Source organism: Brachyspira sp. G79 (genome assembly GCF_002379365.1).
Lineage (GTDB): Bacteria > Spirochaetota > Brachyspiria > Brachyspirales > Brachyspiraceae > Brachyspira.
The window spans coordinates 2615218-2625243 of the sequence record NZ_JQIU01000008.1 but is presented as its reverse complement, the minus strand read 5'-3'; the positions used below and the strand labels follow the sequence as shown (position 1 = coordinate 2625243).

Below are 10026 nucleotides of genomic sequence, written 5' to 3'. Positions count from 1 at the left end.
TATATACTAACATTTAAGCTGCTCATTTTTTTAATTATCCGTTATTATTGTTTCTATTTCCCAAAGCCCTTGCTTTTCTCTTCTTATAGTTTTATTTCCCTGCTTTATTTCAGTTGCATTGTTATCTGCTTTTGTTTCTTCTTCTACTTCAATTATATAAGGTAAATTTAAAGAAGCTGTATAATAAAGCAGAAGTCTTTGCAAACTCATCTCCATCATACAGTCTTCTGTCCACCCATAGCTATTAGCTAAATGTGCCAATAACTTTATTAATTCTATTTTTATTAGTTTTCTTTTTTTTTATTATTTACATCTTTATCCGATTTACTCTCTTTTGTTTCTTGTGAATCAGTGCCTGAATGAAGATAAGACTCAAATACCATATTCATTAATTTTAATAATTGATCATAATTAAAATCTTCTAATATTTTTTCTCTATCTACATTTGCATTTTGTTTTTGTATGAGAGGAATTACTATCTCATCAATCAATAACTCTATATTAATATCTTCATTGTTCTGAATGCTCTTAAAGTAATTATTTACTTTAAGAGCTATTTTAAGAGGTATATTATTAACATCTATTTTATAATCTCCAAGCGTTGCGTAAACAGCTTTCTTTTTGCTAAACTCTTCTAAATCTATAATTACTATTTCCATAATTCTTATTCAAACTTTCCCCAAAAAAAAAGATTATAGGTAAGCTTTACTTCCTCCTTATTTTTTATTAAGCTGCCACATTAATAGCAATGTCTAATTGTTTATCTTCATTGCCTGCTTTCTTAGCTGTTATCTTCAACGTTACACTGCCTGCTGCCTTACCTGTTATAGTGAATACTTTATCAACATCATTATATTCAACATCGACAAAGCCTTGTTCTGTTGGCTCTATTAAATATGTTATTTCATCAGCATTGCTTGTAAGGTTTAGAGTAGGTTTTTCTCCGACTCTTAAATCTAAACTTTGCTTGTTAGCTTCCAAAGTAAGAACTTCTGCTACATTAATAGCAATATCTAATTGTTTATCTTCATTGCCTGCCTTTTTAGCTATTATTTTTAATACAGCACTTCCTGCTTTTTTTCCTGTTATAGTAAATACTTTATCTGCATATTCAGCATCAAAAAAATCTTGTTCAGTAGGTTCTAAACTATGTTCTATACTATCAGCATTGCTTGTAAGATTTAGAGTTGGTTTATCTCCAATTTTCAAATCTAAACTTTCCTTGTTAGCTTCCAAAGTAAGAACTTCTGCCACATTAATTGGTATACTTATTATTTTATCTTCACATCCAGATTTTTTAGCTATTATTTTTAATACAGCACTTCCTGCTTTTTTTCCTGTTATGGTGAATATTTTATCTGTGTTATTATATTCTGCGTCAAAAAAATCTTGTTCAGCAGGTTCTAAACTATGCTCTATACTATCAGCATTGCTTGTAAGATTTAGAGTTGGTTTATCTCCAATTTTCAAATCTAAACTTTCCTTGTTAACTTCTAAAGTAAGTTCTGGAGACTGTACGTCTTCAGAATCTGATGTTTCCTCTTCTGTATCTTTTATTTCCTCTTCATCTTTACCTACAGATTGTTCATCTTCATACCATGCAAGCTGCTCTCCGCTTTGCTGATTGCCTGCTAAAGTTGCTGAAAAACTCAATTTTCCTACTAACACATCCTGTGCTTTATCAGAAGGAAAGCTAAACTCTAAGCCGCCTGCTATTGAAGCCTGTGGTAAATATATTCTGAATTCTTTACCCTCAGCATTAGTATTAACTATCATTATGCATTTAGGTTTTATTGTAGAACTTTTTCCTCCTGTTGCCATGCGTACCATTTTAGGCATTGTTCTTGTATATGTTATAATCAAAGTATCTGTGCTAGGAGATATTTTACTATCTGTAATTTTTATTCCATTAGTTCCTATTTTTTCGTAGCTTGATTCTTCTATGAGAATATTTCCCATAGAGTTTTTCTTTTCTACTTTAGTTATTCTTACTTCGCTTCCGTCTGCATTCCTAAATGGAACTTTTATTTCTTCACCTCTTTTATATGTATCTGATTCTACCATGTACTGTTTTGTAACTTCTGTTTTACCATCATAGCTGTCTATATTATCTATACCGCCTCTTGCCTCAGCATAGTTTTTGAAATTAACTTCTAAACTATCAAGTGTTAGTTCCATTTTATGTTCTGTCAGCAAAGTAGCTATAGTTCCTGCATTGTCGCTTTCTATATCTGATGTAGTTATAGTTTCTTTTACAGCAACACTGCGTGCCGCTCCTATATCTACAAGTTTATCAAATCTATCTCCTATCAAAACTTTCGCACTTCCGTATCTTATTGTCTTTTTTTCTTGTACACTTGTTTGACTCATAAAGTCTCCTTACATTAATATTTATATAATATATTTACTATGCTTACAGCTTGATAAAAACCTTCAGTATAGTTATGTGTTTCATTTGAAACATCACATCCGCATATTTCTGTATCTTCAATAATAGTTTTTAAATTGCTAAAATACTTTCCTATTTCTCTTTGTATATTTAATGCTTTGCTTAAATTATTAGAATATACAGCTATCTGATAAATGCTATTTCCATATTCAAAATCATAATGCGGTGTGCTGCTTGTTAAAGAATAAACTATATATGTTTTCTCTTTGTCTATTTCTGAATCATTAACAAAATCTAAATAAACTCCGTCCGCTTTATCTTTTGTTAATTCTTTAAGTATTGTGTATATAGCATTCTCAATCATTTCTTTTTGTTTGCCTTATCTATTGCTTGTTGTAATTTCTGTTTTATATATTCTTCTATAACAGGTTTTTTATTTTCAAAAATTGGAATTAAAAGAGGCTGAGGAGGCTGATAAATAGTACCGTATTCTGGAAACCGAACATAATATCTGTCTCCTTTCTCTTTATACCATTTTATTTTATTTTTTTGAGGAACTCCTCCGCCCCTAACTTCTAATGTACCTACTTTTATTGCTACCGAAGTATCACTTCCTTTTGATGATTTTCTTTCTTTTACATCATAATATTTATCTTCACTCCAGCCTCTGCTTTTCGCCTCTGCATTAGCTTCTTTTGCTATTTCATTTCCTGCTTTTCTAGCTCCTGCTTTTATAGCTTTTTTAAAATCGCCTCCTAGTTCTTCTAAAGTTTTCCTAAACTCATCAAGTCCTTTTATACTTATAGAAGTTTTTCTGCTTACACCTGACATATTATTTGCTTTTATTATTTACTAATTTCTTTATTGTAAATATACATTCTATATTTTTATATGAAACATTCTCCATATTAATGACTTCATAGATATCATTTTCACGGTTTATTTTGGCCATCATTCCTTTGGTATCAAACTCTTTGAAATAATGAGTATGTATTTTCAAAGTTCTTTCTAAATCTTTTCTTTTACCCTGCTGTATATCTTTATATGTTATATCTTCAATAGAGCATTTTACTTTTCTTAATTCTATTAATTCATTACTTCCTGTTCCGTTTCCATTATCTATATACTTTGTTCTATAAAAAGTTATAGTATGAATTAATTTTCCAACTTTCATAAAGTAAACTTTTCCCTCGCAATAGCCAACAATCTGTGAACACCTTTCAAAGCAACTTCTTCACTTTGACTAGCTTCTCCTGTTTTGCTTTCAAAATAATGAGCAGCAAGTCCAAGAATTGCATACCTAACTTCAGGAGGACAATCGGCTCTTTTGTATTCTGTTTCATTAGCTTTATTACAATAGCCGATTGCACTGTCTAAAGTAAGATGCAGTATATCATCATCATAGTCAATCCCTTCCAAGTTTAGAAACTTTTTGAACTCTGACAAAGTAACTACTTTGTCATCATCACCTTCTTCGACTACTTTTCTGACATCAATGTCTATACTATTAATATCTTCAGTATCACTGCTCATATATAAAAGCCTTATTAAAAATTATTAAGCTGCATACGCTTGATCATTTGGAAGTAATCTTACAAATGCTGATTTTTGAACAGGAGCACCGTCTCCCCAATATCCTACTTGGAAACCTACCTGATTTGTTTTGCTGTATAACTCATGCAAAACTTGAAGTTCCATAGACAAGCTGTCCATAATCCAATAATATTTTAAGTTTGCTAAGAACCCAAAATATTTTGTAGCTTCCAGCTTATCTTCGATAAAGTCATTTTGCACAACAGGGATACCAAGTAGAATACTAGGCTGTCCCGCTATTAAACTTTCCTGCCAAATAGGACGGTCCTGCTTATCTTTTAATTTTCTTAAAGCAGCAACTGCTTTTTTATTAAGCATCCATACCGCTCCGTTTTGATATCCGCCTTTCAATCCGCTTACTGCATCTACTAAACCATCATAAGTTATAGCAGCACTTGCAGTTCCTACTTTTATATCTCTGTCAGTTGGAATAGCTGCTGTATTATCTGAAGTTTGAGCAAATATACCTAGAGGTTTATCCTGTCCATTTCCATATAAATAATTATGCTCTAATGTAGAAGCCAATTTATATACTATTCTCTCCTCAACTAAACCTTGAATATCTATGTTGCTTTGCTTTATTAATCTTTTACTAAGTTTAACTAACTTAGTTAATTGATTAGCCTTCATTTCTCTTTTTCCAAAAGACATATTTGTATCTTCTGTAACTTCTGCGATTTCTGCTGTCCAATCAAGATCATTTAAATCACTGTCAAGTGTAGGTATTCCTATGCTTGCATATCCGTTCATAGCAGGAATGATATTTGCTCTTTTTCTTATCTGTACTGCATCATCTAAGTCTTTTATAATTTGCTTTACTAGATACTGAGGTGCTATAGTATATCCGCCGCCTTCGGCAACGCCTGCCTGAAGTGTTTCTCTTATTTCTTTATCATTGCCTGATCTAAACCATCTGTCAACTTTAGCTCTTAATTCAGCTTCGTTATCATCAGCAGATGAATTGTCCAAATTATCAGCTAAATTTCTTTTATTCATAGAAGATTTAGTTTGAAGTGATAGAAGTTTATCATTTCTCTCTATTTCCTTATTTCTATTTTCTATATTCTTCATTAAAGTATCTATATCATTATCTAGTTTTGATATATCTTCTTTTTTATTTTCTCTCTCTTCAATACTCATAGCAGAATATGCTTGTCTTTTTTGCATAAGTTCATCAATAGATTGTAAATCTAAAGCATTTTCATTTTTTAGTTTTTCTATTAAAGCTCTCAATTCTTCTGGTGACATAATTTGATACTCCTTATTATTATTTATTTTTTATTTTTAGATATTTTATTTTTTGTTCATATTCTTTATTTCTATAATCAAAATCATCATTCTCTATAGGTATAGATTTATCAGGCGGTTTTGGAATATATACATCTTCATTTTTATGCCTAACATTCGTTTGAGGATAAGCTGGAAATGTTACTAATGATATTTCATGCAAAGTGATTTCTTCTACTTCACGTATAGGCATTCCGTATTCTTTTAATGTTTCTTTATCATCAATCCAATTATCTCTCACTACTTTGAATCCGAAAGACATCTGCTTTATATCGCCTCTGTCCACGCTTTCTTTCAAATCTCTTGCCCAAGTAGTATTTGGCATAGAAACTTCAAAATATAACCCTTTTTCATCTTCTCTTAAAATTAATGTGCCAGAACTCTTTCTGCCTAGAACATATCTTGTATCATGTCCCCATAAACATACTTGATCATTTTCTAATAATGATTTAGTGAAAGCTCCTCTGTTTATACGCTCTCTAAATAAATCTCCATAGAGAGGCTCACTTAAAGAATTATATACAATAGCATAGCCTCTTAATTTAAGAGGCTCACCTTCTGTGTCTGTACTTTTTTGAATATTAATATCTATACTTCTAATTTCATTATTACTTGCTGGCATCTTTATATTCCTCTTCTAATTTTTTATTTTCATTATTATTTATATTAAAGTCTTGATTGCTCTCATTTTCTGAAGTTTCATAAACTGTTTTTATTGGTCTTATTTGCTGAGAAACGAAATACTCATCTCCGTATTCATCATCTACTTCGTTAAGGTTTTCCAGTATCCGCCATTCATTTCTAGTGAGAACACCATTATTTAATTTTATTTGGTTAGCCTGCTGCCTTGTAAGAGTATCGCCTCTCAAAAGTCCGTCTAAATTAAACTCTATATTATATTTTTTTCTTTCTAAATTATTTAATAAATAGCCATTCAATGCTTTTTCTATACGAACGCACCACGGTCTTATTGTGTGCGTTACAAACTCTATACTTTGATGTTCTATATTATTATTTGTACTCCTGCTTAAATCACCAATTAAATGTGGAGGTACACGGAACACTCGGCATATTTCCTCTACTGAAAATCTTCTGCTTTCTAAAAACTGTGCATCTGACAAGTTCATTGTGATAGGGTCTATTTTCATTCCTTCTTCAAGAACAACAATACCTTTTTCCCAAGCCTCTCTGAAACTTTCTTTGAGATTTTGTTTGGCTTCTTTGCTTAATTGTTGCGGATGCGAAATAATTGGAACTTTTTTAACACCATTAGAAAAGAAATCTAATGCGAAATTATCTTGATAAAGTCCTGTTGTTATTTGCTTACGCATCATAGCTATTGGACTGTATCCTATCACTCCGTTCCATCCAAGTCCTGCTATATGCATAACTTGAGACGGAGATAAAGTAATTATTTCTCCATCATCTGAATATTCAAACATTTTATTGCCGTTTGAATCTCTATATATTTTAATCTTATTTGAATCTATTAGATAAAGTTCTGTTACTCTGTTGAAATTATCCCTTACTACTTCTACAAAGCCGTTGCCTTGAAGAAGTATTTGAGTGATTAGACTTTCTATAAATGATACTGATGTACATTCTTCATTAGGAGAGTCATGCAATAAACTATATAAAGAATGATCTTTAGCTTTTATTTTATTATTTCCATTTACTTTATATACAAAAAGCGGTAAAGTAGCTATTGTTTCAGCAATAACTCTCACGCATGCAAATACTGTAGAAAAAGTTAAAGCAGTATTTGGATTGACTGCTGATAAAGTTTTATCATTTTGAATTGATAAAAAATTACTGCTGTCAATATAGCTGAAATCAGGAAACAGCCATTTTTTTATATAATTCCTTATATTTTTTATTACAGACATATATATATAAAAAAAATATAAGGAAATATAAGTTTTATATTGTTATTTTATTACAAGAACTTGAAGTCCAACTGCCATTTTTAAGTAAAAATAGCAGTTGGAGTTTGACTTTATGCTGCTTTTTCATCAATAAACTCATCTTCTTTATCTTGATATGCTTTACTTATTCTTTTTACTGCTGTATCAAAATATTCATCATCTAGCTCTATACCTATAAATTTCCTATTAGTATTAATACATGCAACTCCTGTACTGCCTCCGCCCATAAATGGATCTAATATTGTATTATTTTCATCTGAAACTAATCTTACTAAACGCTCCATTAATGCGACAGGTTTTTGTGTCGGATGCTGATATTGATACTGCTCTCTATTACAACGCATAATAGATGTTTCTATTTTACCAACTTTTACTGTTTGAAATAAATTAACTCCTCTTTTTGCCCCTTGATGTTTTCTTGCTGTTATTTCATATTTTCTTTTGCTTTCATAATTAAACTCTTTTATACCTGTCTCTATATATTTAATAACATCATCTTTATCTCTGCCATTTAATGCACTTCTTAAACTTTTCCAAATATCTATAATTCTATCCAATTTATTTTTGTTTATATTATATTCTAAATAGTCAACATATTCTTTTCTTAGATTAGCATTACCTAAAGAACGAAAAGAAATATCTTCATGTATCCTTAAAAAATTATTTAGATAATTTGATGCATTTTCTTTTTCCCATACTGCAGTTTCTTTAAACTTGAAACCTAATTTATCAAGAATTAAGTTCCATCTGAAAAAAGCATCTCCTCTGCCAAAAAATGCTATCATAGAATTATTTTTTAATAATCTTTTCCATTCTTCAAATACTTTATCTTCATTAAAAGGTATGTCTAGCTTATGTTTTAAATATAGATATGGAGGATCTGATACAACAGCATTTATAGAATCGCTTTCTAATTCTTCCATAACCTCCTCACAATTTCCTTTTATTAAAGTACAGTTTCCAATTACAACTTTTCTAATCATACAAAACTCCTGAATTATTTTTTTCTTACACAAAAGATGTGCAGTTGCTGCATTTATATATTTATAAAATATTATATTACTTATTATTAATGTAGATTTTTAACTAAAATATAGTATTAGGAGTATAAATGCCCGATAAAGCCAAAAAAGCCCCAAAAAATGCCCAAAATAAGCCAAAAAAAGCCGTTAAAATACCAAATCCGCCAGAATATTTTATTGGGTATTCTTTAAAAAAATGGGAGGAACTTGCACCTGTTTTCGCTGAAAAAAATATGCTTGGACCTGCGGATTTATCAGCTTTTGAACTTTTATGTATGCATTATGGGGATGCTATGAATCTTTATGAGGCTATGATTAATGAAGGAGGTTCTGTATCTGGTTATTTAAAAGGTAAAAACTCTCAGACTATGGGAGAATATTTAGCTTATCATAAAGCTATAACGGCATATCATAAAATGCTTACTGAGTTTGGTTTAACGCCTGCTTCAAAAAAGAAAGTTCCTGCTCCTGAAACTATAGAAGAGGATGATCCGCTTGAAAAAATGATAAATGGTTAAATATGATGTATACTTATGAAGAATATATCAATAAAGTTATAAATAAAGAATTGCCAGTGTGTCAAGCTGCTTTTTTATCTGTAAAAAGGCATTTGGACGATATAGAAAAATCAAAAAATAATGATTATCCTTTTTATTTTGATGATAATGAAGCTAAACGTCCTATCATGTTTATACAATCTTTAGTACATACGAAAGGAGAATGGGCAAATCATAATATTATACTAGAGCCTTGGGAACAGTTTATAATAGCAAGTATATTCGGATGGAGAAGAAAGGAAAATAAACTCAGACGTTACAAAAAAGCATACGTTCAAGTGAGCAGGAAAAATGGAAAAACTACTTTTGCATCTGGCATTGGTAATTATTGTTTTTTCTGCGATAGTCCTGCAGAGGCTGGAGTTGAAATATATTATATAGCTACTAAAAAAGATCAAGCAAAAATCGCATGGAGCGAAAGCGAAAGGCAAATAAGAAAAGCAAAAGCTCTTAATAAAGAAGCGATTACATATAAACAAACTTCTACAATTACAAAGAAAAAAGATACTGCATCAAAATCCAAACCGCTTGGACAGGACAGCAACACTGAAGACGGATTAAATCCTCATTTAGTGATAGTAGATGAATACCATGCACATCCTGATAATGAACTACTAAATGTTCTTGAATCTGGAATGGGAGCTAGAAGGCAGCCGCTTGTATTTATAATTACTACTGCTGGTTTTGATAAATCTTCAGTGTGTTTTTCTGAATATGAATATGCAAAGCAAATATTAAAAGGTTCATTAAATAATGATGAATATTTTACAATAATATATGAGCCTGACGACATCAATGATATTTGGGTATTTATGTCCGAATATAAAGAAAAATTAAATAAAAATGAAGATGTTTCTAATCAGGAAGAATTAATAAATAAAATTATTTTTCAAGCTAATCCTAATATAAATGTTTCTGTAAAAGATAGTTATCTAAAATCTAGGCTTTTAGAAGGGCTAGATAAACCTATACAAAGAACTGATATACTTACAAAAAACTTGAATGTTTGGACGCAGGCTAGTGAAGTTTGGATATCTTCTGACAGGTGGCTTAAATCTTATTCACATCAAAATATAAATATAAATGAATTAAAAGGCAGAAAAGCCTGCATCGGTTTGGATTTAGCAACTACAAGAGATATAGCAGCTTATGTTTTATGTTTTGATTCTATTGATAATGGTCCGTATATACTTCTGCCTCGCTTTTTTATGCCTAAAGAGAATATAAGACAGCGTTCTAAAGAAGACAGAGTA

At 30.5% G+C, this 10026-nt stretch carries 13 protein-coding genes; 2 read left to right on the top strand and 11 right to left on the bottom strand.

What is annotated here, in order from left to right; genetic code table 11:
• Positions 1–30: 30 nt before the first annotated feature.
• The 11 genes from KQ44_RS13040 to KQ44_RS12990 form a co-directional block, all read right to left on the bottom strand.
• On the bottom strand, positions 31–219 hold the full coding sequence (locus tag KQ44_RS13040; protein ID WP_096737769.1) for a hypothetical protein: 189 nt from the start codon (positions 217–219) through the stop codon (positions 31–33).
• A 65-nt stretch (positions 220–284) separates the two neighbouring features.
• Positions 285–659, bottom strand: coding sequence for a hypothetical protein (locus KQ44_RS13035; RefSeq protein ID WP_096737768.1), 375 nt, complete (start codon positions 657–659; stop codon positions 285–287).
• Between the two features lie 67 nt (positions 660–726).
• Positions 727–2370 (bottom strand): hypothetical protein, encoded by a 1644-nt coding sequence (locus KQ44_RS13030; RefSeq protein ID WP_240516659.1) that lies wholly within the window; start codon positions 2368–2370, stop codon positions 727–729.
• Positions 2371–2384: 14 nt separating this feature from the next.
• The gene (locus KQ44_RS13025) at positions 2385–2753 is read right to left on the bottom strand and encodes a hypothetical protein (RefSeq protein WP_096737767.1); all 369 of its coding nucleotides are present in this window, start codon (positions 2751–2753) and stop codon (positions 2385–2387) included.
• On the bottom strand, positions 2750–3220 hold the full coding sequence (locus KQ44_RS13020) for an HK97-gp10 family putative phage morphogenesis protein (protein WP_096737766.1): 471 nt from the start codon (positions 3218–3220) through the stop codon (positions 2750–2752). Before KQ44_RS13020 ends, KQ44_RS13025 begins: the two co-directional genes overlap by 4 nt.
• Before the next feature lies 1 nt (position 3221).
• On the bottom strand, positions 3222–3563 hold the full coding sequence (locus KQ44_RS13015; protein ID WP_096737765.1) for a head-tail adaptor protein: 342 nt from the start codon (positions 3561–3563) through the stop codon (positions 3222–3224).
• Positions 3560–3922: a head-tail connector protein gene (locus KQ44_RS13010; protein WP_008730221.1), complete on the bottom strand. Its 363-nt coding sequence runs from the start codon at positions 3920–3922 to the stop codon at positions 3560–3562. The genes KQ44_RS13015 and KQ44_RS13010 overlap by 4 nt, the downstream gene beginning before the upstream one ends.
• Positions 3923–3946: 24 nt before the next feature.
• Positions 3947–5230: a phage major capsid protein gene (locus tag KQ44_RS13005; RefSeq protein WP_096737764.1), complete on the bottom strand. Its 1284-nt coding sequence runs from the start codon at positions 5228–5230 to the stop codon at positions 3947–3949.
• A gap of 19 nt (positions 5231–5249) precedes the next feature.
• Positions 5250–5891 (bottom strand): HK97 family phage prohead protease, encoded by a 642-nt coding sequence (locus tag KQ44_RS13000; protein ID WP_096737763.1) that lies wholly within the window; start codon positions 5889–5891, stop codon positions 5250–5252.
• Positions 5878–7155, bottom strand: coding sequence for a phage portal protein (locus KQ44_RS12995; RefSeq protein ID WP_096737762.1), 1278 nt, complete (start codon positions 7153–7155; stop codon positions 5878–5880). The genes KQ44_RS13000 and KQ44_RS12995 overlap by 14 nt, the downstream gene beginning before the upstream one ends.
• Positions 7156–7265: 110 nt before the next feature.
• The gene (locus KQ44_RS12990; RefSeq protein WP_096737761.1) at positions 7266–8177 is read right to left on the bottom strand and encodes a site-specific DNA-methyltransferase; all 912 of its coding nucleotides are present in this window, start codon (positions 8175–8177) and stop codon (positions 7266–7268) included.
• A 128-nt stretch (positions 8178–8305) separates the two neighbouring features.
• Here KQ44_RS12990 and KQ44_RS12985 point away from each other — a divergent pair, with 128 nt between their 5' ends.
• The gene (locus KQ44_RS12985; protein ID WP_096737760.1) at positions 8306–8734 is read left to right on the top strand and encodes a P27 family phage terminase small subunit; all 429 of its coding nucleotides are present in this window, start codon (positions 8306–8308) and stop codon (positions 8732–8734) included.
• A 5-nt stretch (positions 8735–8739) separates the two neighbouring features.
• Positions 8740–10026: terminase large subunit (locus KQ44_RS12980; RefSeq protein WP_096737828.1), on the top strand; the 1287-nt coding region annotated here is incomplete at its 3' end.